Below are 25337 nucleotides of genomic sequence, written 5' to 3' on the forward strand. Positions count from 1 at the left end.
GGGAAGCGCCCGTACCGTCGCGCGGACGGCGATGCGTACACTCGTACACATGGGATACGGACTGCTGGCCGCGGCGATCGCGGCGGAGGTGGCCGGCACGACGGCCATGAAGTACAGCGAGGGCTTCACCCGGCTCTGGCCCTCGCTGATCACCGTCGCGGGATACCTGGTGGCCTTCGGGCTGCTCGCCCAGACGCTGAAGACGCTGTCGGTGGGCACCGCCTATGCCATCTGGGCCGGGATCGGCACCGCGGCGGTCGCCGCCATCGGCATCCTCTTCATGGGGGAGTCCGGCAGCCCGGTCAAGCTGGCGGGCATAGCGCTGGTCATCGCCGGAGTGGTGGTGCTGAATCTGGGCGGGGCCCACTGATGGTGCGCCGCTACGACCCCGAGCGGCGCGACCGGATCATCGACGCCGCGATCAGGGTGGTCGGCGCCAGGGGCATCGCGGGGCTGAGCCACCGCTCCGTCGCGGCCGAGGCCGATGTGCCGCTCGGCTCGACGACGTATCACTTCGCCTCGCTGGACGAGCTGTTGATCGCCGCGCTGCGCCGGTCGAACGAGAACTTCGCCGAGGTCATGCGGGAGAGCGAGGCTCTGACCGACCCGGAGTCCGACCTCGCCGCGGAGCTGGCCGGGCTGCTGGGGGCGTACTTCTCCGGTGGGCGCGGACGGGCCGAGCTGGAGTACGAGCTGTATCTCGCCGCACTCCGCAGGCCCGCGCTGCGGCCCGTCGCCGCCGAGTGGACCGACGGCACCGCCGAGCTGCTGTCCCGGCGGACCGATCCGGCCACGGCGCGGGCGCTGATCGCGCTCATGGACGGGATCTGTCTGCAGGTGCTGCTCACCGGCGGCGAGTACGACGAGGCGTACGCGCGCGAGATGCTGGGGCGGATCGCCGGATGACGGCTCCGCCCGCGAGTGCGGACCCGATGCCCGGGGCCGCACCCCCGGGCGTCGGGGTGACCGCGACGCGCGGGCCGCTCCGCCCGCGGGCGTCCCTCAAACGCCGGACGGGTCCCCGCTCCGTACCGCCGTCAGGGCCGCCCGGACGCTCGCCTCGATGTCCGTGATCGGATACAGCGCCTCGCGAACCGTCCGGTCGCGGTCCACCACCAGCGTCAGCCGCTTCATCCGGCTGGTTCCCCCCGCGCGGAAGGTCGGCAGGCGCAGCGCCGCCGTCAGTTCCAGCTCCGCGTCGGACAGCAGCGGGAACCGCAGCCGCTCCGCGTCCGCGAAGGCCCGCTGCTCGTCCGGGCGTTGGGTGGAGACCCCGTGCACGGTCGCGCCGGCCGCCGTGAACTCGGCCAACTGGTCGCGGTACGTGCAGGATTCGAGCGTGCAGCCGCTCGCCCCCGGGATCTCGGCCCAGCCCGGCGGATAGGCGTCCCGGCGGGCATAGGCGCCGGGGAAGAAGTACAGGACGGTGTACGGGGTGTCGGCGACCGGGTCGCGCGGCGCGCCGTCGTGGTCCAGCAGTCGCAGTGCGGGCAGGCGGGTACCCACCAGGGCGTGCACCCGGGCCGCCTCCTTCGAACTCTCCGCGGCCGTCGCCATCGTTTCCCCTTCCCCCAGCACCCAGGTGTCGCCCCAGTCCTGGAGCGCGATCAGTACGGGCAGCAGTGCGCGGCCCCGCCGGGTGAGCCGGTACTCGTACCGGGGCGGCCGGTCCTGGTACGGCTCCCGGGAGAGCACCCCCGCGTCGACCAGCAGCCGCAGCCGCTCGGTCAGCACCTTGCGGGACACGCCCAGCTCTTCCTGGAGCGCGTCGAAGCGATGCACCCCGCGCGCCGTGTCCCGCACGATCAGCAGGGTCCACCAGTCGCCCACGACATCGAGCGCCTGGGCGATCGCGCAGTCGGCGTCGGCCAGGCTGGTGCGCTGGGGCATGGGCTCCTCCGTCGGTCTCCGAATCCGCCTCGTACCGGATTGACCAGCAGGAAAGCATGATGTCATAGTCCGTTCCCAAAGGAAACTTACTGGGGAGGGTGCTGGGGATGAGTTTCTTCGGGATCGTGCGGGACGTACCGCGCACGGTGCGGCTGTTGGCCTTCGGCTCCTTTCTCAACGGAGTCGTCAGCTTCACCTTCGTCTATCTCTTCGTCTATCTGACCGGCCCGCGCGGGCTGAGCGTCCTTCAGGCCGGAGTCGTCGCGGGCATCGGCGGCATCGGCCTCGTCGCGGGGAACTTCACCGGCGGCTGGTTCGGCGACCGCTACGGCCACCGCCGGATGCTCCTGACCGGCGCGCTGGTCAGCGGGGCGGCGCTCGCGGCCCTGCCGGTCCTTCCGGTCGCGGCGATGTACGGGGTGCTGCCGCTCGCGCAGTACGCGGCGGGCGTCGTGCGCGCGGCCAACTCCGCACTCGTCGCGGTCTCCGTCCCCGAGGGCGGACGGCGCCAGAGCTTCGCCCTCGTGCGGGCCGCGGGCAATGCCGCGTTCGCCGTGGGACCGCCGCTGGGCGCGCTGATCGCCGCCCGCTTCTCGTACGACTGGCTGTTCGTCGCCGACGGCCTCGGGACCCTGCTCTTCGCCGGGTACGCGGCGGCGGTGCTCCCGGCGCACGGCACCGCGCACAGCCGGCCGGCCCACGACCCCGGCGCGCCCGGCCTCTGGCGGGAGCTGCGGGCCAGGCCCGCCGTGCTGGTCCTGCTCGCCGCGATCCTCTGCGTCGACCTCGTCTACCGGCAGCAGTACTCGACCCTGCCCGTCTTCCTCACCGAGCACGGCCACGGCGCCCAGTTCTACGGCTGGCTGCTGTCGGTCAACGGCGGCGTCATCCTGCTGCTGGAACTCCCAGCGGCGCACGCGCTGCGCCGACGGGCGCCGCTGGGCATCGTGGGCACCGGGCTGCTGCTGGTGGGGCTTGGCTACGCGGTGCTGATCCCGGGCGCCGGGGCGCTGTTCGCCATCACCATGATGGCCTCGCTGACCGTGGGCGAGATCCTCTACAAGACCACTGCGACGGCGTACGTCGCCGATCAGGCTCCCGCCCATGCGCAGGGCCGCTTCCAGAGCCTGTACGCGGGCGCCTCCATCAGCGGCCAGGTGCTGGCGCCGCCGCTCGGCGGTGCGCTCTACGTCCACGCGCCCGGACTGCTCTGGCCCGCGTGCGCGGTACTGGCCTGCGGCGCGGGGGTGGCGGTGCTGGCGGCGCGGCGGCTGCGGGGGCCGGTGCGCGAGCAGGCTCCCGTGCGTACCCCCGAGCGGCAGGCGCAGCCCGGCTGACCGGGTGGCCGGGGGCTCCGGGTGCCACGTCGCGACCACCGGGCGGGCTCCTGGGCCCGCGCCGCGACCATCCGGCGAGACCGGTTGGCTCCCGCGGTGCCTCGCCGGTTAGGTTTCGTGTCATGACCGACACGACTCCTGCTCGCACCACCGGCGCCGTCGCCGCCGGCCTCGCCACCATCGCCGGCGACGGTTCCGTTCTCGACACCTGGTTCCCCGCCCCCGAGCTCACCGCCGAGCCCGGCCCGGCCGGAACCGAACGGCTCACCCCCGACCAGGCCGTCAACCTCCTCGGCGAGGGGGCCGCCAAGGCCATCGGCGTGGACGCCCGCCGCGGTGTCGAGATCGTCGCCGTACGTACGGTCATCGCCTCGCTCGACGACAAGCCGCTCGACGCCCACGACGCGTACCTGCGCCTGCACCTCCTCTCGCACCGCCTCGTCCAGCCGCACGGCCAGAACCTGGACGGACTCTTCGGCCTCCTCGCCAACGTCGCCTGGACCTCGCTCGGCCCGGTCGCCGTGGACGACGTGGAGAAGGTGCGGCTGAACGCCCGCGCCGAGGGCCTGCACCTCCAGGTCACCTCGGTCGACAAGTTCCCCCGGATGACGGACTACGTCGCGCCGAAGGGCGTCCGGATCGCCGACGCCGACCGGGTCCGCCTCGGCGCGCACCTCGCCGCCGGCACGACCGTCATGCACGAGGGCTTCGTCAACTTCAACGCGGGCACCCTCGGCACGTCCATGGTCGAGGGCCGCATCTCCGCGGGTGTCGTCGTCGGCAACGGCTCCGACATCGGCGGCGGCGCCTCCACCATGGGCACCCTCTCCGGCGGCGGCAAGGAGCGCATCGTCATCGGCGAGCGCTGCCTGATCGGCGCCGAGGCCGGCGTCGGGATCGCGCTCGGCGACGAGTGCGTCGTCGAGGCCGGGCTCTACATCACGGCCGGTACCCGCATCACGCTGCCGGACGGCCAGATCGTCAAGGCCCGCGAGCTCTCCGGCGCCTCGAACATCCTCTTCCGCCGCAACTCGGTCTCCGGCGCCGTCGAGGCCCGCCCGAACAACGCGGTCTGGGACGGCCTCAACGACGTCCTGCACAGCCACAACTAATCCATGGCGGCCAGCAGTTCCTCGTAGACCCTCCGCAGCCCGTCGGTCGCCTCGCGCCCGGCGGGCTGCAGCGGTTCGCGGACCGGTCCGGCGCCGAGCAGTGCCTTGGCCGTGACCGTGCCGGGCAGCCCGGACGCCATCATCGCCTCCGCGAGAGGGGCGTTCAGCAGGTTGAGCCGGGCGGCCCCGGCGGTGTCCCCGGCGTCGAACGCGTCCAGGACCGCCCTCAGCAGACGGGGCGCCACATTGGCGACCGTGCTGACATAGCCCGCCGCGCCCACCGCGTACAACGGCAGATTCAGCTCCTCGCAGCCCGAGTAGTACGCCAGCGAGGTCGCGCCGATCACCTTCGTGGAGCCGAGCAGGTCGTACGCGCAGTCCTTCACGGCCGCGACGCGGGGGTGCTCCGCGAGCCGCAGCAGGGTCTCCGGCTCGATGCGGGTGCCGGTGCGGCCGGGGATGTCGTACAGCATCAGCGGAAGGCCGGTCGCGTCGGCGACGCGCCTGAAGTGCGCCTCGACGGCGGCCTGCGGCGGCCGGCTGTAGTACGGCGCCACCACCAACAGGCCGTCCGCGCCCGCCCGTTCGGCCTGCCGGGCGAGGTCCACGGTGTGCCGGGTGTCCGCGCTGCCGACCCCGGCGACGATCGGCACGTCGTCGCCGACCGCCGCCCGGACCGCCCGCAGCAGCGCGGTCTTCTCGGCGTCGGTGGTGGTCGGCGACTCGCCGGTGGTACCGCTCAGCACCAGGCCGTCGCAACCATCGGCGACCAGGGCGGCGGCGTGCTTCCCGGCAGCGTCCGGGTCCAGCTCGCCGGAGGCGGTGAACGGCGTGATCATGGCGCAGAGCGCGCGGCCGAAGGGGGCTGTGGGTGCGGTCATACCCGAAGTCTCGGTCGACCGGACCGTGAAGGTCCACTTAGATCTGCTTGGGGTGAGGGGGAAGCAGCACTCAACAGTCGCCGGGGCCGGGCCGCGCGCTCTGGCATGATCGAACGCCTATGCGGCAGGCCGAGACCGGGGTGGGTGCGTGAGCGTGCGAGGACTGGCAGGGGCGGGGACCGGAACGGGGCACGGGAGACGAAGGCCGGTGACGGCGGTGCTCCTGGCCGGGGTGCTGGGGCTCTCGCTCTCCGGATGCGCCGGGTTCCTCGTACCGGCGGGCGAGGGCGAACCGGAACCGACACCGAGCGTGTCGCGGCTGCCCGGCGGGGTGCACGCCGACAAGCTGCCGACACCGTTCCCCAGCGTCTCCGCCGCGCATTCCGACCGGCCGCCGGGCGCGCAGGGACCCGGCCCCACAGCCACCGTCCGGGCGGGCTGCCCGTCCTCCGGCGTCGTCGTCGACATGGGCGAGGTGGAGGCGGCGCTCGGCCACCGGGCCGTCGGGCTCACCCTCACCAACTGCGGCAGCAAGCCGTACCGGGTCCACGGCTACCCGTCCGTCCGGGCCCTGGACGAGGCCGGCGATCCGCTGCCCGTCCCGGTGAACCCGGGCTCCTCCTACATGGGCAGCGACCGCGGGCCGCAGGAGGTCATGCTGAAGCCGGGGAAGACGATGCGATCACTGCTGGCCTGGGTCTCCACCCCGACCGGCGGCGACCTCATCGAGGGCGACGCCCTGGAGATCGCACCGGCCCCCGGCCTGGAGGCTGGCACCTTCCCGCTCAAGGGCAGCGACGTACGGCTGCTCGACGAACTCAACATGACCGCGTGGCGGACCGACCCCGCGTAGCAGCACCACGGCGGCGCGGGTTCAGAGGGCGAGCTTGAAGCCCTCGTGGCTGCGGGCGAAGCCCAGCGACTCGTAGAACCGGTGCGCGTCCGCGCGCGGCTTGCCGCTGGTCAGCTGCATCAGCCCGCACCCCCGCAGCCGGGCCCGGTCGACGGTCTGCCTCATCAGCTCCCGCCCCAGCCCGCCGCCCCGCCGGTCGGCCCTGACCCGTACCGCCTCGATCAGCACCCGCTCCTCGCCGTTCCTGCCGAGCCCCGGTATGTACGTCGCCTGGGCGCAGCCCAGCACGGTGTCACCGTCCACCAGCACCAGCATCTCGTTGCGCGGGTCGCCCTCTCGATGGCGGCGAAGGCCCTCTCGTACGCGTCGTCGACCGCGACCGAGGCCGGATCGACGACCCGCTCCTCGTCGGCGAGCAGGGCGAGGACGGCCGGCAGGTCGGCCCGGGTGGCGGTGCGAAGGATCATGTTCCCGAGTCTGCCACGGGCGCCGCGCCGCTCAGCGGCGAGCCATGTAGAGGGTGAAGGCCTTGTGGAGCACCTTGTTGATCGGGTAGTCCCACTCGCCGATGTACTCCGCGGCCCGGCCGCCCGTGCCGACCTTGAAGCGCAGCAGGCCCACCAGATGGTTGCTCTCGTCCAGGGTGTCGGTGATGCCGCGCAAGTCGTAGACGGCCGCGCCCCGTTCGTGCGCGTCGCTCATCATGCGCCACTGGATGGCGTTGCTGGGCTGGACCTCGCGCCTGCGGCCGGTCGAGGCGCCGTAGGAGTACCAGACGTGGTTCCCCACGGTCAGCATCGTCGCCGCGGAGAGCGTCTCGCCGTCGTGCTGGGCGAGGTAGAGCCGCATCCGGTCGGGGGCCTCGGCCCGCAGCACGGTCCACATGCGCTGGAAGTAGGCGAGCGGACGAGGGATGAAGCGGTCGCGTTCGGCCGTCTCGCGGTACAGCTCGTAGAAGGCCGGGAGGTCCTCGTAGTCGCCCTCGACGACCTTGACGCCCGCCTTCTCCGCCTTCTTGATGTTGCGGCGCCACTGCTGGTTCAGATTGCCCCGGATCTCCTCCAGCGACAGCCCGGCGAACGGCACCTGGAAGACGTACCGGGGCTGTCCCGCGCTGAAACCGTCCTCGCTCTCCTCCTCGCCCCGCCGCCAGCCCAGCCCGCGCAGCCGCTCCACGACCTCGGCGGCCCGCGGCTCCTCCGCGTCCGGCGGCACGTCGCGCAGGCGCCCCGAGGCCGGGTCGGCGATGGCGTCCTTGACGGTCCGGGCGTCCCAGCGCCGGGCGACCACCGGCGGGCCCATGCGCACCGAGAACGCGCCCTGTGCCTTCAGATGCGCCAGCATCGGCTCCAGCCACTGCCCCAGCTCCGTGCCGTGCCAGTCGATGACCGGGCCCTCCGGCAGATAGGCCAGATAGCGCTTCACCCGGGGGATCGGCCGGTACAGGACGAGCCCGGCCCCGACGATCCGTTCCCCGCCCGCACCGTCCCGGTCGAACCAGCCGATGCTCTCCGCGCGCCAGTCGGGCTTCACATCGCCCCATGACGGAACCTGCATATGGCTCGCGGCCGGACGGCTCGCGACGAACGCCAGATGCTCCTCGCGGCTGATCGTTCTGAGGTGCGGTGCCATGCGGTACTCCGTTCGTTGTGCTGCCGGTGGGCCTGACGGTGTCGACAGGGCGTGCTGTTGACCTCAAGCGCGCTTGACGTACCAGGGTGGCCGACAGCGGCGCACCACCCGGGCGCCCCGGTCAGGAGGACCCGTCATGAGCGTGCGATTCCAATCCCGTCCCGATCTTGCCCGAAACGACGTCGGACTCGTCAAGGCGAGCACCTGGGATCTCGGCACCCCGGAGCGCATGCGGCGGACGATCGAGGCCATTCGTGAGGCGTGGGCCAGCCGGGACTGGCCGCATCCGGGACTTCTTTCGTACACCGTCCATGCCGGTGAGGACGGGAAGACCCTGTTCCACTACAGCCAGTGGAGTGGTGAGCAGGCGTACCAGGACTTCTTCGGGCACGGCAGGGACGAGCGCAACGCGGACATCGACGCCGCGGTGCCGGGCATCCGGCGGCTCGGACTGCACACCCTGGAGCTCTACCGTTCCGTGTCGCTGGGCGAGGACGACGGGCGGGAGCCGGGCTGCGTCGTGATCGTCGACGTCGAGTTCGATGGGGCGGACAAGGCGCGGCAACGGGACTGGGTGGACACCGTGTTCGAGGCGCTGGGGACCGACCCGGCGCACGCCCCCGGCGGCATCTCCGGGCACTTCCATGTGAGCACCGACGGGACGCGCGTGCTCAACTACGCCGAATGGGAGAGCGCCGAGGCCCACATCGACGCTCTGGCCGCGCCCGGTGCCGGGATCGGGTCGGTCACGCCGCAGTGGGAACGGGTGCGGTCGTACCCGGGGGTGACCGGCGGCGGGGTGCACCGGTACACGCCCGCCCTCAGCATCCGGCCGGGGACGGGCGCGTAGGGCCGCCGCTACGGGCGGAAGCGGAGCACCTGCGGGTCGTGGTCGCTGTTCTGGTCGGCGAACTCGGCGTTGATGTGCACGCTGTCGTAGTGGTAGTCGTGGATCGACGGGCTGGTCAGGATCTGGTCGAGGACCTGGCTGTTGCCCTGGTAGACGTAGCTGTAACGCTCCGAGCGCGGCAGGGACTTGATCGCCGGGTACAGCACGCCCCCGGCCGTCAGCGCCTTGGCCGTGCCGGAGAACTCGAAGTCGTTGATGTCGCCGACGACCAGGACGTCCGCGTTCTTCTGGACGCTCAGCAGCTTCTTGACGAAGGTGTTGACCGCCTGGCCCTGCGCGTGCCGCTGGACCTCCGAGGAACGGGACGGCGGCTGGTGCTCCGAGAAGATGGACTCGTCGCCGCCCTTGGACGCGAAGTGGTTGGCGACGACGAAGACCGGACGGCCGCGGAAGCCGAACTCGCCGACGAGCGGCTTGCGGCTGTTCTCCCACGCCGCGTTCGCCGGGTCGATCCGGCCGGGGGAGAAGGTCAGGGCGGCGCGGCCCCGCTCCCGTACGACATCGGTCGCCGTCGTCGCGTCGCCGCCGGCCCGGTCGGTGAACGAGACCCGCTCCGGGTTGAAGAGGAACACCTGGCGGATGTTGCCGCCGGGCTCGCCGCCGTCCTTCTTGTCCTGCGGGTCGATGGAGCGCCACTCGTACGCCGGGCCGCCCGCCGCCACGATCGCGTCGGTGAACTTCTTCACCGTCAGGTCGGCGGCGACCGTGCCGTCGCTCTTCGCGCCGTTGTTGTCCTGGATCTCCTCCAGCGCCACGATGTCGGGCGAGGCGAGGTTGTCGACGACCGCGGCGGCGAGCGCGTCGAACTTCTCCTGCGGGTCGGTCGGGTCGAGGTTCTCGACGTTGTACGTCGCCACGGCCAGCTCGCCACCGCGCTGCTTGCGGGTGACCTCCCGCCGCAGGCCCTCGGCGGTGACCGTGCCCATGGTGCGGGCGGTCAGCGTGTAGCCGCCGTACTGGTTGAAGTCGAGCGGGCCCTCGGTCGTACCGGACAGCACGTCGCCCACGTCGGCCTTGGGGAAGGGCTGCTCGGCGAGCGGCACCAGGGACTGGATCTGCAGCCGTCCGGTGTTCTGCGAGTCGTACGAGCCGTAGACGGTGCCGCCGCGGCGGGCGTCGTTCTCGCGCGGCTTCACCGTCACCCACAGCTCGGCGTGCGCGTCGGTGGCGCCGACCACCCGCGAGGTGCCGACGCGGATGTTCATGCCTTCGATCGACTCGTAGTAGTCGAGGGCGTAGCGGGACGGCCGCAGGGTCAGCGCGTTGACGGAGCCGCCCGCGGCGGGATCACCCTCCGGGGCGTACCGGGAGGGGACCGAGCGCTCCGAGACCCGCACCGGCTCGGGCAGGGCATTGCCGGAGGAGACCACGGCGACGGTGGGCTTGCTGATCTGGGTGAGCGACTGGTTGCCGGAGCCGAGGCCGCCCGGGACGTACTCGGTGACCGTGCCGGAGACGGTGACCGCGTCACCGACCGCGACGGTGGGCGCGGAGCCGGTGTAGACGAAGACGCCCTCGCTGGTGGCGGGGTCGGCGTCGGGGTTCGGGTCCTGGAACCAGAAGCCCTTCGAGCCGTACGTCCGCACTCCGGTGACGATGCCCGGCACCTCGCCGACCTGCTGGCCGACGAGCGGGGATATCCGGGTGGAGCCCTGGATGTCGTGGATCCGGACCTGGCCGTCCACGGCCCGGTCGGGGGTGGTGGAGGCGGACGCGGAGGTGGTGGCGGCGCCGGTGAGCAGACCGGCGGCGAGCGCGGCGGTGACTACGGCGGAGACGGCGGTCGTTCTGGACGATGCGGAAGGCATCACGGGCTCCGGGGGTATCGAGGGTCTGAGTGGAGGTCTACGCGCGTCAATCTCTTGTGTGCGCAAGGCCGTTGTCAAGGTCTCCCGGGTGGACTGCTGTTGTCCGTTGCGTGAACCGGGCGGCATGGGGCGAAATACGTCTACGCTTGGGCCGCCCGATCCGTACGCCCAGTACGCCCGATCCGTACGCCCGGCACGCCCCGAGGAGAATCACCTGATGTCCGCAGAGCGCCCCACCCTGCCGCCCGTACGGCTGCACACCGAGGCCGAGCTGGCACGGGACGCGCTCGCCGCGCCGCTGCTTGCCCGCGCCGTCCGGCTCGCCCGCTGGGCGGGCGACGGGACCCGGGTCGGCGCCGGCGGCGAGCTCGTCGACGCCCAACTGCCCGCGGCGGCCGAACACCTCGGCCTGGCGGCCGACGAGGACGGTGCGGCGGAGGCGAGCGAGGCGTGGCGGCTCGCGGTCGACGCGGGGCTCATCGACGTCGAGGACCCCGACGAGGACGCCGGGCCGGACGCGGAGGGGACCGCGACCGCCGGTGAGAACCTGGCGCTCGTCACCGGAGGTTCACCGAAGGACGTCCTGTCGATCTGGCTCGACGGCCTGGAGGCCGTCCACGCCGACGCCACCGCGCCCGTCTTCGACGACCTCGCCGAACTCGTCGGCGAGGACGGCTCGATCGACTTCGAGTCCCTGGACTGGGACCCGGAGGTCGAGGCGGAATTCCTCGACGGGGTCCTCGGCAATCTGTATCTGCTCACCGTCGGCGACGGCCACGGTGGCACGGACCCCGCTCCCGTACCGCTGCCCGCCCTCGCCGCCTCGGTGATCGTGCCCGACGACATGGGCGAACCCACCGACGACGCCCTGGAGCAGGTGTCCGAGGCGATGATGCGCCTCGACGACCAGTTCCGGGTCCTCGAACCCATCGGGATCGTCGAATACCGCCCGGTGGACGAGGCGTTGCTGGTCGAGGAGGGCGAGGAGGCCACCCCGCCGGCCGACGACGAGGACATCACCCGGTACGGAATGGTGAAGCTCACCCCCCTCGGCCTGTACGGCCTGCGGACCCGGATGCTGGAGGCCGGGGTGGACGCCCCGGCCATCGGCGACCTGGCGGACAAGGGTGCCGACGCACTGCTCGGCGGCATCGCGTACTACCCCGAGGCGGCGGCCGGCAGCGAGGTCGAGCTGTGGCTCGCCCGGCGCGGCGGTGCGGACGGTGCGGCGGCCGAACTCCTCTCGGCGGCACGTGGAACGGACCAGCAGGCGCCGCTGCGCAGGCTGCACTGCCAGCAGGCGCTCGCCCTGGTCGGCGCGGAGGCGGAGCCGGCGGTGCGCGCGGTGCTGGACGACCCCGAGCTGGGCGGCCTCGCCCGGGTCTGGCTCGCGGAGCTGGGCGCGGCCGGGGTACCCGCCCCGCCGGAGTCGATGATCTTCTGGCTCGCCGTCGACACGATCGCGGCCCAGCTGGAGGCCGACGGCGATCTGGACGAACTCCAGGGCCTGGTCGAGGGCCTGGCGGGCCAGCACAGCGGCTTCTTCGACGAGGCCTGGCGGGTGGAGCACCCGGCGACCGCGGACGTCCTCGAAGCGATGGGCCGACTGCACAGCGACAAGAAGAAGGCCAAGGAGGCCCGCAAGGCGGCGTTCAAGGCCCGGTCGCGCAAGGGGTCCTGACTGCCCGGCCAGGCATGACGCGGGCGGCGCGAACGGGTCGGTCGACGGCGAACAGCGACTTCGAGGCATTCATTCCGGCCAAGTGCACAGGAAGGATGCCCCTCGGTGTCGCTCGCAGTTCAACTGGTGTTGGCACGGGGGCGCGACTGTGGGCGCGCCAACAACCCGCCCAGTAGCCCCAGGAGTACGTGATGCCCTTCACGCGCAGGGAATTCACCAGACAGTCCGCCCTCACCGGTGCCGGCATCGCGCTGACCGGTACCGTCGCGGCGCTCGCCACGGCACCGGGTGCCCTGGCCGCCGGGGACCCGAAGCACGGTCACGGTCACGACGGCCACGAGGGGCACGGGCACGACCACGGTCACGGACACGGCCGCGAGCCCGGCTACGGGCCGCTGATCGCCGACCCCGAAGGCATGCTCGCGCTCCCCGCCGGCTTCTCGTACAAGGTCATCACCCACAGCGGTGTCACCAAGCTGGAGTCCGGCGAGTACACCCCCTCCAACCACGACGGCACGGCCACTTTCGAGGGCCCGCGCGGCGTCACCCTGCTCGTCAACAACCACGAGCTCAGCGGCACCCGCGCCGACTGGGAGCACCCGGTGCCGCTCGCCGAGGGCCTCGTCTACGACCCGGTCGCGGCCGGCGGCTGCACCGTCGTGGAGACCCGCCGCGACGGCCGCACCGCCGAGTGGGTCGGCATCGCCGGTACGTCCACCAACTGCGCCGGTGGCGCCTCCCCGTGGGGCACCTGGCTCACCTGCGAGGAGACCGAGGACAAGGCCGGCAAGAACGGCCTGCTCAAGGACCACGGCTACGTCTTCGAGGTCGACCCGTACGACCGGCACGCCAACCGCGACCCGCACCCGATCAAGGCGTTCGGCCGGTACGCCCACGAGGCCGTCGTCATCGACCCCAAGCGCGGCCACGCGTACCTGACCGAGGACGCCTCCGGTCCCAACGGACTGCTCTACCGTTGGGTGCCGCCGCACGGCTTCCGGCACGGCCGCGGCAAGCTGCGCACGCTCGCCGACGACGCCGGTGTCCTCCAGGCCACCAAGTGCTTCGACAGCAGTGGCAAGTTCGTCGACGACCTGTCCCGCGCCACGAAGATCGGCACGGTGTACGGCGTGGACTGGGTCGATGTGCCCGACCGTGACGCCAGGACCGTCTCGGTGCGCAAGCAGTTCGCCGACGGCGAGGTCACCCGCGCCCGCAAGCTCGAAGGCATGTGGTGGGGCGACGGCGGCACCTACATCGTCTCCTCGTTCGCCCGTTCCGAGAGCCCCGTCCAGCACGACGGCCAGGTCTGGTTCTACGACCCGAAGCGCCGCACGCTGACGCTCAAGGTGCTCCTCGGCGTGAACGCCGACCCGTCGAAGGACGGCGCCTTCGACGGCCCGGACAACATCACCGTCTCGCCGTACGGCGGCCTGGTCATCGCCGAGGACGGCGACGGCATCCAGCACCTCTTCGGGGCGACCGAGAGCGGCCGGACCTATCCCATCGCGCGCAACGAGCTGAACACCGGCAGCGAGGCGGAGCCGGAGTACAGCGAGTTCACCGGTGTCACGTTCTCGCCCGACGGCCGGACGCTGTACGCCAACATTCAGACGCCGGGCATCATGCTCGCCATCACCGGCCCGTGGAAGCGCCAGCCGCAGAAGTAGCGGTAGCTCGTACGGGTGCCCCCGGGGCGGGAGCCCGCGCCGGGGGCCCGCGCCAAGGGCCGGCGGGGGCCGGACACGCCCCGGCGGGGGGGCGGGATGCGCCACACCTTCGGGGGTCTTTCGGACGCGGCGTCGCGCATGATGTCGCTGCCGGAGGCGGGCCGGGGCGCGGAACCGCCCGCCTCCGGCGGGTCACGAATCCGGCATCAGTGCGCCCCCAGCGGCGAACGGGCATGGCGTCGGGCGTTCCCAGGGCGCATACTCAAGGTAATGAAACAGTCAGCCGGTTCCCGGCGCCACCTGCCGTCCAGTCCCTTCAACCGCCCGGCCCAGGCGGCCCCACCGGTCGAATTGTTCGACGTGGGCGACAGGGTGTCGCACGACCAGTTCGGTCTCGGCCGCGTCCTTGCCGTCGAAGGCGACAACGACGCGGTGCTCATCGACTTCTCGGGGCGACAGGGGAGGATCCTGAGCCCGTACTCCAAGCTGACCAAGCTCTGAGAGCCGACCGGGCTCGGAGAGAGGCGGCGAGCACGCGCAGCGTCCGCGTCACGCTCTCCGGTTTCAGGGGCACCTGCACCCGCAGGTGCCCCTGAAGCCGTATCGGGAGGCCTACGCCCTGTTCACAGCGCCTGGGCGGCGGGCTTCACCATGCCGCGGACGGTGCGCGACTTCACGAAGTCGCCCAGGGCCGTCATCTCCCACTCGCCGGAGAACTGCTTGATCAGTTTGGCCATCATCACGCCGGTCTGCGGCTCGGCGCCGGTCAGGTCGAAGCGGACCAGCTCCTCGCCGGTGGCCGCGTCGACCAGTCGGCAGTAGGCCTTGGCGACCTCGGTGAACTTCTGCCCGGTGAACGAGTTGACCGTGAAGACCAGGCCGGTCGCCTCCGCCGGGATCCGGCCCAGGTCCACGACGATCACCTCGTCGTCACCCGCGCCCTCGCCCGTGAGGTTGTCGCCGGAGTGCTTGATCGCGCCGTTCAGGATGGAGAGCTTGCCGAAGTAGCAGCTGTCCAGGTGGTTCCGGTTGGGGCCGTAGGCGATCACGGAGGCGTCGAGGTCGATGTCCTTGCCCCGGAACGCGGGCTCCCAGCCGAGGCCCATCTTGACCTGGGAGAGCAGCGGCCGGCCGCCCTTGACCAGGGAGACCGTCTGGTTCTTCTGGAGGCTGACCCGGCCCTTGTCGAGGTTGATCTTGCCGCCGGCGGGCGCGGGCGGGGCGGCGGGCGGAGCCGGCGGGGCGGCGGGGACCGGGGGCGCGGCGATCCGGGGGTCCACCGGGGCTGCGGCGGGCACCGGGGGCGCCACGGGCGCGGGGGCCGGCGTGGCGGCGGGCTCCTCCTCGACCGAGACGCCGAAGTCCGTGGCGATACCGGCCAGTCCGTTCGCATAGCCCTGGCCGACCGCGCGGGCCTTCCAGGCGCCGTTGCGGAGGTAGACCTCGATGACCACGAGCGCCGTCTCGGCACCCAGCCGGGGCGGGGTGAACGTGGCGAGCACGCTGCCGTCGTCGGCGTTGCGCACCGTCGCGGTGGGCTCGATGCCCTGGAAGGACTGGCCCGCCGCGTCCGGGCTCGCCGTGACGACGATCTTCTCGATGCCGGGCGGGACTGCGGCGGTGTCCACCACGATCGCGTCCGGCGCGGTGCCGCCGCCGGAGCGGTAGGTCACGCCGGGGCCGTTGGGCTGGTTGTAGAAGATGAAGTCGTCGTCGGAGCGCACCTTGCCGTCGACGGTGAGCAGCAGGCCCGAAACGTCGAGCCGCACCGGTGCGGAGACGTCCACTGCCACGCGGGCCGCGGAGAGAGGGATGTTCGAGCCGGGGGTCATAGCGGTCATGCTCGGGGTAACGAACGACTTCGCTTTGCCGTTCCCTTACCTTCGCCGACCTTCGCCGACCTTCGCCGACCTTCGCGGGCCTTCGCGGCTCTTCGGTCGACCTCCGTGGATCGTCGTGGATCTTCGGTCGTGCGGGGCGGGCGCCCGCCCGTACGCCCCGTCAGCGGTTGCGGGGGTGGTTGCGCGCGGCGCGCTCGTTGCCGTGCTTGTACGCCCGTCCAGCGGGCCATCACCAGCTGTGCGTCCCCCGACTCCACCTCGGCCAGGAACTTCTCCGCACGGCTGCTCTGTCGCGCGGACTTCTCCGGGTGTGCGGATTTCTCGGGCATGAAGATCTCCCCGGACGCGAGGATTTTCCCGGACCCGCGGATCTCCGCGGCCCCGGGCCGTCGTCAGCGCGGCCAGATCGGCGGGTTGGTGCAGAAGTGGCCGCCGAGGTGGGTGTGGTCGGGGTTGTCCGGGTCGAGTTCGCCCTGTTCGGCGATGAGCCGGGCCGCGTACGGCTCCGAGTCGTCCCGCGGCTCGTATCCCAGCGAGCGGGCCGTCGTCAGGTCCCACCACAGCCGGGTGTTGTCGGACGAGCCGTGGACGACGGTGTGCCGCACGTCCTCGGCGGTGAGCGCGGCGTGGAAGAGCCGGGCGCCGTCCGCGGGGCTCATCCAGACCGAGAGCATCCGTACCGATGTCGGCTCGGGGAAGCAGGAGCCGATGCGCACCGAGACGGTCTCCATGCCGTGCCGGTCCCAGTACAGCTGGGCGAGGTCCTCCCCGAACGACTTGGACAGGCCGTAGAAGGTGTCGGGGCGGCGCGGGGCGCCGATGGGGATCAGCGGGTCGCCGGGCAGCGGCCGGGGGGTGTAGCCGACGACATGGTTGGAGGAGGCGAACACGATGCGCCGCACGCCCTCGTCGCGCGCGGCCTCGTAGAGGTTGTACGTGCCCTCGATGTTCGCCCGGAGAATCTTGTCGAAAGAGGCTTCCAGGGAGATGCCCGCGAGGTGGATGATCGCGTCGACACCCCGCACGGCCTCGCGCAGCGCCTCCCGGTCGCCGAGATCGGCGGTGATCGCGTCCGGCTCGCCCTCGACGGGGACGACGTCGAAGAGGCGGAGCTCGTAGCCGTACGCGGGCAGGAGTCCGCGCATCAGGGTGCCGAGGCCGCCGGCGGCGCCGGTGAGCAGGACGGTGCGGGGAGCGGGCATACGCGGATCTCCTCGGTACGTAGGTGCCCACGCGCGGCCTGGGCGCACGGCACGGCCCCTGCGGTACCTGCGACACCTGCCCGCAGGGCATCAAATCCATGGACGACATTCATATGCGTGGACAAGCTAAGAAGTCCTGGCGTACGGAGTCAAGTGTGCGACCCAGGGGTGGGTGCCGCTCGCCCGGAGCCGGCGGCTCCGCCTCAACTCCGCCTGCGGGGTCGGCTGTCTCGTGCGTTCCCCTCCTTGACCTGCGCCGGACGGCTGCCTTAGCGTGAAGGCGTTCATGAATATGGACGCCGATCAGAATTGTGCACGCCTGAACCCGCTCAGGGAGCGCCAGTGACCTCAGCCCCTCTTGCCGCCCGACTCGGCCGTGTCGCCGGGCCGCTCTTCTTCCCCGTCACCGCGTACGGACCGGACGGCGCCGTCGACCTCGATGCCTTCCGCGCGCATGTGCGGGCCGGTGTCGACGCCGGCGCGGCGGCGGTCTTCGCCTGCTGCGGCACCGGTGAGTTCCACGCGCTCACGCCGGAGGAGTTCCGCCGTGTCGTCGCCGCGGCCGTCGAGGAGACCGCCGGAGAGGTGCCCGTCGTCGCGGGGGCCGGATACGGCACGGCGCTCGCGATCCAGTACGCGAAGCTCGCCGAGGAAGCGGGCGCGGACGGGCTCCTCGCCATGCCCCCGTATCTCGTCGTCGCCGACCAGGAAGGGCTGCTGAGCCACTACGCCGCGCTCGCCGCGGCCACCTCCCTGGAGACGATCGTCTACCAGCGCGACAACGCCGTCTTCACCCCCGAGACCGTCGTCGCACTGGCCGGGACGCCCGGCGTCATCGGTCTCAAGGACGGCTACGGCGACCTCGACCTGATGCAGCGCATCGTCAGCGCCGTCCGCACCGAACTGCCGGGCCGGGACTTCCTGTACTTCAACGGGCTGCCCACCGCCGAACTCACCGGCCCGGCCTACCGCGGCATCGGCGTCACGCTCTACTCCTCCGCCGTCTTCGCCTTCGCGCCCGACATCGCGCTCGCCTTCTACCGGGCGATGGACTCCGGCGACGACGAACTGACGGGCGCCCTGCTCGACCACTTCTACCGCCCGCTCGTCGAACTGCGCGCCAAGGGCCGCGGCTACGCCGTCTCGCTCGTCAAGGCGGGAGTCCGGCTGGGCGGCCTGGACGTCGGCGAGGTCCGCACCCCGCTCACCGAGCCGCCCACCGCCCACGTCGAGGAGCTCGCCGCGATCATCGCGCGCGGCCGGGCCCTGCTGGAGAAGTACGGGCAGGAGCGGCGCGGGTGAAGACCTCGGCCTTCCTCTACCCCTGGGACGTCATCGGCGACCCGGACGCGGCCGCCCGCGTCGCGGACCTGGGTGTCCAGCAGGTGTCGCTCGCCGCCGCCTACCACTCCACCCGGGCGCTGACCCCGCGTCACCCGGCCCGCCGCATCGTCACCGCCGAGCACGCCGCGGTGCTCTACCCGCCGGACCCCGCCCGGTGGGCAGGGCGCGAACTGCGTCCCCACGCGCAGTCCTGGGTGGCCTCGGACGATCCGTTCGCCGAGGCCGCCGAGGCCCTCACCGGCGCCGGTCTGGAGGTCCATACCTGGGTGGTCCTGGCCCACAACTCCCGGCTGGGCGCCGAACATCCGGACACCTCCGTGGTCAACGCCTACGGCGACCGGTACCCCTGGGCCCCGTGCATCGCCCGGCCCGCGGTCCGCGAGTACCTGGTCGCACTGGCGGCGGAGGCGGCGGTGCGCGCCGGTGCGCGCGGCACCGAACTGGAGTCCTGCGGCTGGTACGGCTTCGCGCATCTGCACGCCCACGACAAGATCGCGGGTGTCGGGCTCGGGGACGCGGCGCAGTATCTGATGTCGCTCTGTTTCTGCTCAGACTGCCGGACCGGCTATGCCGAACACGGTCTGGACGCCGACGGGCTGGCCGCGGCCGTACGCGCGGCGCTGGAACCGGTCTGGGCCGGCTCCGGCTCCCCGGAGGCCGGCCGGGCGGGCATCGGGAAGCTCCTCGGCGCCGACCTCGCCGCCGCCACCCTCCAGTGGCGCGGCAAGGCCGCCCGTACGCTCCAGGAGTCCGCGGTCGCCGCCGTACGGGCGGCGGCGGAGCCGGGGTTCCAGGTGCTGCTGCACGCCGACCCCGCGTCCCACCGCACCGGTGCGAACGTCGGTGTCGACCCGGAGCACATCCTGTCCGTGGCGGACGGCGTGGTGCTGCCCTGCACCGGCGGCGACGCGGCGCGCGAGGCCGTACTCGGCCCGTTCGCCGGGCACGACGGGGTGCTCGCGGCCAACTTCTCCGTGGTCACGGGGATGGGCGGCAGCCCCGCCACGCTGGAGCGGGACGCCGCGCACGCCGCGGCGCTCGGCGCGGACCAACTGCGGCTGTACCACGCCGGGCTGGCATCCGATCCGGACCTCCGGGCCGTCGCCGGAGCGCTTTCACGCCTCCGCCGATGAAGGAGGCGGGCCGGTGGGGGCGTCCGTCAGCCACCCCCACCGGCCCGTCACCAGCAGGGTCGCGGTCAGCAGTCCCGCCGCGCCGACCAGCGGCAGCAGCACCCGGATGTCCACCAGCGCGATCAGGCCCGCGCCGAGTGCCAGTGCCACCGCGTTCGGCACCATCATCATCGTGTTGGCGGTCGCGGCGGTGCGGCCCAGCACGGCCTCCGGAGTCTCCCGCTGCACCGCCGTCATCGCGGCGATCAGCACACACGGCAGCCCGGCCCCGACGGCCGCGCTCGCCACCAGCGCCACCGCGTCGTACGGCAGTGCCCGCACCCCCACCGCCACCGCGAACAGCGCGATCCCGGCCGCCGTGAACACCCGCTCCGGAAGCCGCCGCAGCAGCGGACCGGCCAGCAGCCCGACCACGACGGACCCGGCGCCCTGCACCGCGTACAGCACACCCGCGTACGTGGGGGAGCGGCCCAGAACGATGTCGATGACGGCGTAGATCGCGGCCCCGTTGAGCCCCGCGCACAGCATCGCCACCGAGCCCGCCAGCACGAGCGGCCGCAGCACCGGCGAACCCCACACCTGCCTTATGCCTGCGGTGAGTTCGCCCCGCCGGCCGGCCGATGCGGCGTCGGCAGGCTCCCGGGCCGGCAGCAGCACGCAGACCCCGGCCGCCAGCGCGAACGACGCCGCGTCCAGCAGTGCCACGGCCCCGCCCCCGAACCGCGCGTACAGCCCGGCACCGGCCAGCGGCGCCAGCAGCTTCATGCCCTCGCTCGCCATCATCCGCAGCCCGTTGAAATCACCCAGCAGCCGGGCGTCGACGGCCCCGGCGATCAGCGACGACTCGGCCGCGCCCATCAGGACGAAACTCGCGCCGTACAGGACGAGCACGACGAAGAGGCTCCAGATCCGGCCCGCCGAATCGACCATCGTCAGCAAGGTGAGCAGCCCCGCCATGACGAGATTCGACCCGACGAGGAGCGGCTTCGCCGGGATCCGGTCGGCGATCGTCCCGAGCGCCGGCCCGACCAGCACCGGCAGCCACATGGCGAACACGGCGAGCGCCGCCAGGCTGTCCGACCCGGTGAGGGACTTGACCCAGACCCCGGCCGCGAGCCACATCGCGGAGGTCCCGAAACCCGAGACGACGACCACCACCAGAAACAGCCCGGCCGTACGGTCCCGCAGCACCCGCACCGTCGCCGACCCCGTCACCGCACCCACCGCACCCACCGAACCCTCCCGACCAGCGCCTTCGTCATGGGTCCAGGCTGCTGACCGAGGTGCCCCGGCGGCATCGGGAGGATGCCCTATTCCGCACCCGGCGCGAGGAGCCGGCCCGCGCGGGGAGTAGGGCACATGCCGGACGTCCGCGAACACGTCCGGCGCGGGTGCGTGCCCGGGGCCACGCGCCCGCGCCGGATCCGGCGTACGGCTCCCGACAGGCTCTCAGTCCGCCAGTGCCGCCTTCATCATCTTCTGGGCGATCGGCGCCGCCAGACCGTTGCCGCTGACCTCCGAGCGCGCCGCGCCCGAATCCTCGACGACCACGGCGACCGCGACCTCCTTGCCACTGGACGTGTCCTTCGCGTACGAGGTGAACCAGGCGTACGGGGTCTTGCTGTTGCCCACGCCGTTCTGCGCGGTACCCGTCTTCCCGCCCACCTCGGCCCCGGCGATCCGGGCGTTGGTGCCGGTGCCCTGCTCGACGACGGTCACCATTGCGCTGCGCAGCTGCTCGGCGGTGGACTGCGAGACCACCCGCTCGGTGTCGCCGTCCGCGAATTCCTGAAGCGTGCCGCCCTTGGAGTCGGTCACCTCGGACACCATGTGCGGCGCGGCCAGTTCGCCGCCGTTGGCGAGGGCGGCCGAGACCATGGCCATCTGCAACGGCGTCGCGGTGACCTCGAACTGGCCGATGCCCGTGAGCGCCGTCTGCGGCCTGTCCATGCCGGACGGGTAGACGCTCGCGGACGCCCGTACCGGCACATCGAGCTTGTCGGTGTTGAAGCCGAACTTCTCCGCCATCGCCCTGACCTTGTCCTGGCCGAGGTCGACGGCGGCCTTCGCGAAGACGTTGTTGCAGGAGTACTGGAGCGCGGTGCGCAGCGTGGCGTTCTCGCAGGGCGCCGACGCGCTCTCGTTCCGCAGGACGGTGCTGGTGCCGGGCAGCGTGTACGGATTGGGGCTGTCCGTGCGCTCGTCGACCGAGCCGTACAGCCCGTCCTCCAGCGCCGCGGCCGCCACCACCAGCTTGAACGTGGAGCCGGGCGCCAGCGGCTGCCGCAGCGCGCGGTTGACCATCGGCTTGTCCTCGTCGTCGAGCAGCTTCTGCCAGGCCTCGCCGTCCGTCGTCCCGCTGATCGCCGACGGGTCGTACGAGGGGGTCGAGACCATGCCCAGGATCCGGCCGGTCTTCGGGTCGATCGCGACCGCCGCCCCCTTGTCGTCGCCGAGCGCCTCGTACGCGGCCTTCTGCACGTCCGGGTCGATCGTCGTCAGGACGTTGCCCGGGGCCGCCTGCTTGCGCGTCAACGCGCCCATCGGGTTCTTCAGCCGGTCGTCGGTGCCGTCCAGCACATGGCTGTAGATCCCTTCGAGCTGCGTGGCGCCGTATGCCTGCGAGCTGTAGCCGGTGACGGCCGAGTAGAGCTCCCCCTGGGTGTATGTGCGCTTGTACGCGAGGTCGCTGCCCACCGTCCTCTTCGATCCGGTGACCGGGTTTCCGGCCACGATGATGTCGCCGAGCGGCTGCGCGTACTGCGCGATGGTGTTCCGCCGGTTGTGGTCGTCGTCTGCGAGCGCCCGTGCCTGGTACGCCTGCACCCAGGTCGCCCGCCCCAGCAGGGCGAGGACCAGCAGCAGGCAGAAGACCGAAGCGTGCCTGATCGTTCTGTTCATCCCGCCCGAGGGACGAGCGGGGCGCCGCGCACCGTTCCCGAATGCGGCGATTCTCACCGGTTTCTCATGGCGGGCCGGGGTGCCCGGGGGCGATGAAACCCGACTCGTACGCCGCTATCACCGCCTGGGTGCGATCCCGCGCACCGGTCTTCGCGAGCACCGCCGCCACATGCGTCTTCGCCGTCGCGGGCCCCACGGAGAGCCGCCCGGCGATCTCCGCGTTGGTCAGCCCCGCCGCCATCAGCCGCAGCACCTCCGCCTCCCGGTCGGTGAGCCGGGACGCCCACCGCGGCGGGTCGGGCGCCCGCTTCCGGTACTCGGCCGCGAGTGCCCGTACCGCCGACGGGAACAGCAGCGTGTCGCTGCGGGCGACCAGCCGCACCGCCTGCACGAGGTCCTCGGCCGCCGCCCGCTTGAGCAGGAAACCGGCGGCTCCGGCGACGAGCGCGTCGTACACGTAGGAGTCGTTCTCGAAGGTGGTGACGACGACGATCCTCGGGGGCGCGTCTAGCGTGCCGAGGATCTGCTCGGTGGCCCGGATGCCGTCGGTCTCCGGCATCCGTACGTCCATCAGCACCACGTCGGGGCGCAGTTCCCGCACCACGGACACCGCCTCCGCGCCGGTCGCCGCCTCGCCGACGACCTCCAGATCGGGTTCGGCGTCCAGGATGACGCGCAGCGCCGTACGCACCATCCGCTCGTCGTCGGCGAGGACCACCCGGACCGTCGTGCTCATCGGTTCTCCTGTTCGGTCGTACGCAGGTGTCCGGCCGCACGCAGCGGGAGGCGGGCGGTCACCCGCCACCCGCGGTCGCCGTGCTCGCCGGCCTCCGCGCGGCCGCCCAGCAGTACGGCCCGCTCGGCGATGCCGCGCAGCCCGCGGCCGCCCCCGGGCCGCACCACCGCGGCCCGCTCCGGCAGCGGATTGTCCATGGTGATCTCCAGCTCCGCCGCGCGCACCGTGATCCGCAGCTCCACCGGCACCCCGTGCCCGCCGTGCCGCAGCGCGTTGCTCAGGCCCTCCTGCACGATGCGGTACGCCTCCCTCGACACGGCGGCCGGGACCGTGCCGGGGTCGCCCCGCACGGCACAGGAGACGGGCACCCCGCAGTGCTCCAGCAGTCCGTCCAGCGCGTCGAGCGCCGGGCCGGTCGCCGCGGACGCCCCGTGCTCCTCGCCGCTGCGCAACAGGCCGAGCACGGAGTCGAGTTCGCCGACCGTGCGCCGGGTGGTCTCCTCGATCGCGGTCAGCGCCTCGCGGACGAACTCCGGGTCGCTGTCCAGGACCCTGCGGGCCGCGCCCGCCTGGAGGGTGACGGCGCTCAGCGCATGGCCGACCGAGTCGTGCAGCTCCCGGGCGAGCCGGTTGCGCACCGCGAGATCGGCCGCCCGGCGTTCGGCCGCGGCCAGCCGGTCCTCCGGCGTCGGGCCCAGCAGCACCGGCGCCCGGCCGGCCAGCAGCGCTCCGGCCAGTGCCGCGCAGCCGGCCATCGCCGCGAGCACCGCGAGCCCGGCGAAGGGGACCAGGGCGAGAATCCACGGCCGGTCCATCGCCTCGGGCAGACCGAAGGCAGGGGAGTCGCGCACCGACTCCGAGAACGGCAGCACCATGATGGTCACCGCGAGCGGCGGCACGGTCAGCGTCGCGCCGCTGATGATGCCGCCGAGCCCGAGATGCAGGGTGTACCAGCCGGCCGTGCGCACCCGCGCCTGCCGGGTCCTGGCGGACCCGTCGGCGAGCGGCCGGTCGCCGGGGATGCCGCACAGCGCACGGGCCGCGGCCACCGAGAGCTGCCGGGCCGGTCCGAAGAGCGCGGTGACCGCGGCCAGGGGCAGGGCGCAGGCGAACGCGGTGAACTGGTGGGACAGGGACGAGAAGATGTTGGTGTGCGGGCGGAACCAGCCGACGATCACCAGTGCCGCCAGGAAGTACGGCATCAGCAAGGCGCCGCCGATGATCAGGTGCAGCCAGCGCAGCCGGGCCCGCCGCCCGAAGAGCAGCGTCACGCGCGGGCGCCGGAGAGCCGTGTGGCCGACGCCGTCCCGGGGGAGCCGGGCAGCCGGTCGGGCACGACGGCCGCGCGTTCCGAGAGGAAGTACCCGCCGAGGGTGACCACCAGCGCTCCGAGCACCATCTGGACACCGTAGGTCAACATCATTGCGGGCGTGGCCCGTTCGGAGAGCTTCTCGGCCGTGGTCAGTGCGGCGAGGCTCATCCACCCTCCCCAGCAGGCCGAGGCCGCGGAGCCGCCCCAGGCCAGGACGAGCGGCACGGCGAGGGGGAGCGCGGCGCGGCGGCGGAAGGCGAGCAGCAGCACACCGGCGGCGGCGGCGAGGACGAAGAGGGTGTTGAGCGCTTCCATGACGTAGAAGACGTTGTTCCGGTCCGCGGCCCTGCCCTCGTCGAGCCCCGCGGTCGAGCCGGTGGCCCACACCAGATGCATGACGGCCGGTGCGAGTGCGAGCAGCGTGGCGACGGCCGCGGTGGTGCGCAGTGCGGGCCCGGTCGGGCTCGGCGGAAGATCCCGCAGCGTGCCCTGCCACAGATGGCCCCAGCGGTCCCGGGCGTACAGCGTGAAGAGGGTGCCGAGGGCGAGGCCCTGGAGGATGAAGCCGCCGTAGACGACGCCGAAGACCCACCCGTCCAGGAAGGAGGGCTCGTCGCTCCCGCTCCCGGTGCCGTCTCCACGGGCCAGGCCGACCACCAGCTGCAGCGGGTACCCGGTCATGATCGGCAGCAGCAGCCCGGACGCCACCCACATGGGCAGCACGAGCAGCCAGGTGGGCACCCGCCGCCCCCATGCCCGGGTGAGCAGCAGGGCGATGACCACGACGGCGCTGTCCATCAGGATCGTGATGCCGTTGGCGACGATCATCGTGGTGCGGTGGTCGAGCAGCGGGCTGCCTTCCGGGATGCCGATGCGACCGCCGAGGATCCAGACGGCCTTGAGCGCGATGTACGGCAGGGTGGCGGCGATGGCGAGGGTACGGAGCGCGGTGCGGGTGCCCGGCCGCCGTGGGGCGGCGGTCGCGGTGAGCGGTGTCTGTGTCATGACCACCACGCTTCCGTGCGGCCCGCGCCGGCACGTCCTGCCCCGTGACGATCCGTCTCCGCCGGACGGCGGAGACGGACCGCCGTCCG

The 25337-nt window shown here is 72.5% G+C and carries 24 protein-coding genes; 11 read left to right on the forward strand and 13 right to left on the reverse strand.

The genetic code is table 11. The features are described from left to right. Window positions 1-49: 49 nt before the first annotated feature. Entirely contained in the window at window positions 50-370 is a 321-nt protein-coding gene (locus ACFVX4_RS16785) for a multidrug efflux SMR transporter (RefSeq protein WP_124718537.1), read from the forward strand. After that, on the forward strand, window positions 370-906 hold the full coding sequence (locus ACFVX4_RS16790) for a TetR/AcrR family transcriptional regulator (protein ID WP_389977273.1): 537 nt from the start codon (window positions 370-372) through the stop codon (window positions 904-906). The genes ACFVX4_RS16785 and ACFVX4_RS16790 overlap by 1 nt, the downstream gene beginning before the upstream one ends. 96 nt (window positions 907-1002) lie before the next feature. Here ACFVX4_RS16790 and ACFVX4_RS16795 read toward each other — a convergent pair whose 3' ends face one another. Then, the gene (locus tag ACFVX4_RS16795; protein ID WP_389977276.1) at window positions 1003-1890 is read right to left on the reverse strand and encodes a winged helix-turn-helix transcriptional regulator; all 888 of its coding nucleotides are present in this window, start codon (window positions 1888-1890) and stop codon (window positions 1003-1005) included. A gap of 107 nt (window positions 1891-1997) precedes the next feature. Here ACFVX4_RS16795 and ACFVX4_RS16800 point away from each other — a divergent pair, with 107 nt between their 5' ends. Both ACFVX4_RS16800 and dapD read left to right on the forward strand, forming a co-directional pair. Next, window positions 1998-3227, forward strand: a complete 1230-nt coding sequence (locus tag ACFVX4_RS16800; protein WP_389977279.1) for an MFS transporter — start codon at window positions 1998-2000, stop codon at window positions 3225-3227. 122 nt (window positions 3228-3349) lie between these two features. Continuing rightward, entirely contained in the window at window positions 3350-4339 is a 990-nt protein-coding gene (dapD, locus tag ACFVX4_RS16805) for a 2,3,4,5-tetrahydropyridine-2,6-dicarboxylate N-succinyltransferase (RefSeq protein WP_389977282.1), read from the forward strand. Here dapD and dapA read toward each other — a convergent pair. Beyond that, complete coding sequence (gene dapA / locus ACFVX4_RS16810) at window positions 4336-5220, reverse strand: 4-hydroxy-tetrahydrodipicolinate synthase (protein ID WP_389977285.1); 885 nt, start codon at window positions 5218-5220, stop codon at window positions 4336-4338. The genes dapD and dapA overlap by 4 nt on opposite strands. Window positions 5221-5437: 217 nt before the next feature. Between dapA and ACFVX4_RS16815 the strand changes: the two genes are divergently transcribed. Beyond that, window positions 5438-6073, forward strand: a complete 636-nt coding sequence (locus ACFVX4_RS16815; RefSeq protein WP_389977581.1) for a DUF4232 domain-containing protein — start codon at window positions 5438-5440, stop codon at window positions 6071-6073. A 21-nt stretch (window positions 6074-6094) separates the two neighbouring features. On the opposite strand, the gene ACFVX4_RS16820 is transcribed toward ACFVX4_RS16815, so the two are convergent. Genes ACFVX4_RS16820 through ACFVX4_RS16830 form a run of 3 tightly spaced genes read right to left on the reverse strand, consistent with a single transcriptional unit; the run spans window position 6095 to window position 7705 of the window. Further along, window positions 6095-6376 (reverse strand): GNAT family N-acetyltransferase, encoded by a 282-nt coding sequence (locus ACFVX4_RS16820; RefSeq protein WP_389977288.1) that lies wholly within the window; start codon window positions 6374-6376, stop codon window positions 6095-6097. Then, the gene (locus ACFVX4_RS16825) at window positions 6295-6540 is read right to left on the reverse strand and encodes a hypothetical protein (protein ID WP_389977291.1); all 246 of its coding nucleotides are present in this window, start codon (window positions 6538-6540) and stop codon (window positions 6295-6297) included. The genes ACFVX4_RS16820 and ACFVX4_RS16825 overlap by 82 nt, the downstream gene beginning before the upstream one ends. A 31-nt stretch (window positions 6541-6571) precedes the next feature. Next, window positions 6572-7705 carry a lipid II:glycine glycyltransferase FemX gene (locus tag ACFVX4_RS16830; protein WP_389977293.1) on the reverse strand — a complete coding sequence of 378 codons (1134 nt, stop codon included), beginning with the start codon at window positions 7703-7705 and terminating at the stop codon, window positions 6572-6574. 136 nt (window positions 7706-7841) lie between these two features. Here ACFVX4_RS16830 and ACFVX4_RS16835 point away from each other — a divergent pair, with 136 nt between their 5' ends. Continuing rightward, entirely contained in the window at window positions 7842-8555 is a 714-nt protein-coding gene (locus tag ACFVX4_RS16835) for an antibiotic biosynthesis monooxygenase (RefSeq protein ID WP_389977296.1), read from the forward strand. An 8-nt stretch (window positions 8556-8563) separates the two neighbouring features. On the opposite strand, the gene ACFVX4_RS16840 is transcribed toward ACFVX4_RS16835, so the two are convergent. Continuing rightward, entirely contained in the window at window positions 8564-10423 is a 1860-nt protein-coding gene (locus ACFVX4_RS16840; RefSeq protein ID WP_389977299.1) for an endonuclease/exonuclease/phosphatase family protein, read from the reverse strand. A 217-nt stretch (window positions 10424-10640) separates the two neighbouring features. On the opposite strand from ACFVX4_RS16840, the gene ACFVX4_RS16845 reads away from it, so the two are divergent. From ACFVX4_RS16845 to ACFVX4_RS16855, 3 genes are all read left to right on the forward strand, one after another. Continuing rightward, the gene (locus ACFVX4_RS16845) at window positions 10641-12104 is read left to right on the forward strand and encodes a hypothetical protein (RefSeq protein ID WP_389977302.1); all 1464 of its coding nucleotides are present in this window, start codon (window positions 10641-10643) and stop codon (window positions 12102-12104) included. 191 nt (window positions 12105-12295) lie between these two features. Further along, window positions 12296-13774 carry an alkaline phosphatase PhoX gene (locus tag ACFVX4_RS16850; RefSeq protein WP_389977305.1) on the forward strand — a complete coding sequence of 493 codons (1479 nt, stop codon included), beginning with the start codon at window positions 12296-12298 and terminating at the stop codon, window positions 13772-13774. 270 nt (window positions 13775-14044) lie between these two features. Beyond that, entirely contained in the window at window positions 14045-14275 is a 231-nt protein-coding gene (locus tag ACFVX4_RS16855; RefSeq protein WP_037711258.1) for a hypothetical protein, read from the forward strand. Between the two features lie 122 nt (window positions 14276-14397). Here the strand turns inward: ACFVX4_RS16855 and ACFVX4_RS16860 are convergent, their stop codons facing one another. Both ACFVX4_RS16860 and ACFVX4_RS16865 read right to left on the reverse strand, forming a co-directional pair. Further along, window positions 14398-15615: a TerD family protein gene (locus ACFVX4_RS16860; RefSeq protein WP_389977308.1), complete on the reverse strand. Its 1218-nt coding sequence runs from the start codon at window positions 15613-15615 to the stop codon at window positions 14398-14400. Window positions 15616-16007: 392 nt separating this feature from the next. Then, complete coding sequence (locus tag ACFVX4_RS16865) at window positions 16008-16817, reverse strand: NAD-dependent epimerase/dehydratase family protein (RefSeq protein WP_389977311.1); 810 nt, start codon at window positions 16815-16817, stop codon at window positions 16008-16010. Between the two features lie 342 nt (window positions 16818-17159). Here ACFVX4_RS16865 and ACFVX4_RS16870 point away from each other — a divergent pair, with 342 nt between their 5' ends. Both ACFVX4_RS16870 and ACFVX4_RS16875 read left to right on the forward strand, forming a co-directional pair. After that, a complete protein-coding gene (locus ACFVX4_RS16870) occupies window positions 17160-18119 on the forward strand; it encodes a 5-dehydro-4-deoxyglucarate dehydratase (RefSeq protein ID WP_389977314.1) in 960 nt (319 codons plus the stop codon). Continuing rightward, window positions 18116-19294, forward strand: a complete 1179-nt coding sequence (locus ACFVX4_RS16875) for a hypothetical protein (RefSeq protein ID WP_389977317.1) — start codon at window positions 18116-18118, stop codon at window positions 19292-19294. Before ACFVX4_RS16870 ends, ACFVX4_RS16875 begins: the two co-directional genes overlap by 4 nt. Here the strand turns inward: ACFVX4_RS16875 and ACFVX4_RS16880 are convergent. From ACFVX4_RS16880 to ACFVX4_RS16900, 5 genes are all read right to left on the reverse strand, one after another. After that, window positions 19277-20527, reverse strand: coding sequence for an MFS transporter (locus tag ACFVX4_RS16880; RefSeq protein WP_389977320.1), 1251 nt, complete (start codon window positions 20525-20527; stop codon window positions 19277-19279). The genes ACFVX4_RS16875 and ACFVX4_RS16880 overlap by 18 nt on opposite strands. A 216-nt stretch (window positions 20528-20743) precedes the next feature. Further along, the gene (locus tag ACFVX4_RS16885; RefSeq protein WP_389977324.1) at window positions 20744-22195 is read right to left on the reverse strand and encodes a peptidoglycan D,D-transpeptidase FtsI family protein; all 1452 of its coding nucleotides are present in this window, start codon (window positions 22193-22195) and stop codon (window positions 20744-20746) included. A gap of 64 nt (window positions 22196-22259) precedes the next feature. Further along, a complete protein-coding gene (locus tag ACFVX4_RS16890) occupies window positions 22260-22931 on the reverse strand; it encodes a response regulator (RefSeq protein WP_389977326.1) in 672 nt (223 codons plus the stop codon). After that, window positions 22928-24202, reverse strand: coding sequence for a sensor histidine kinase (locus tag ACFVX4_RS16895; RefSeq protein WP_389977329.1), 1275 nt, complete (start codon window positions 24200-24202; stop codon window positions 22928-22930). The genes ACFVX4_RS16890 and ACFVX4_RS16895 overlap by 4 nt, the downstream gene beginning before the upstream one ends. Continuing rightward, entirely contained in the window at window positions 24199-25248 is a 1050-nt protein-coding gene (locus ACFVX4_RS16900) for a hypothetical protein (RefSeq protein ID WP_389977331.1), read from the reverse strand. Before ACFVX4_RS16900 ends, ACFVX4_RS16895 begins: the two co-directional genes overlap by 4 nt. Window positions 25249-25337: the final 89 nt, after the last annotated feature.

The organism is Streptomyces sp. NPDC058240, assembly GCF_042882135.1.
Lineage (GTDB): Bacteria > Actinomycetota > Actinomycetes > Streptomycetales > Streptomycetaceae > Streptomyces.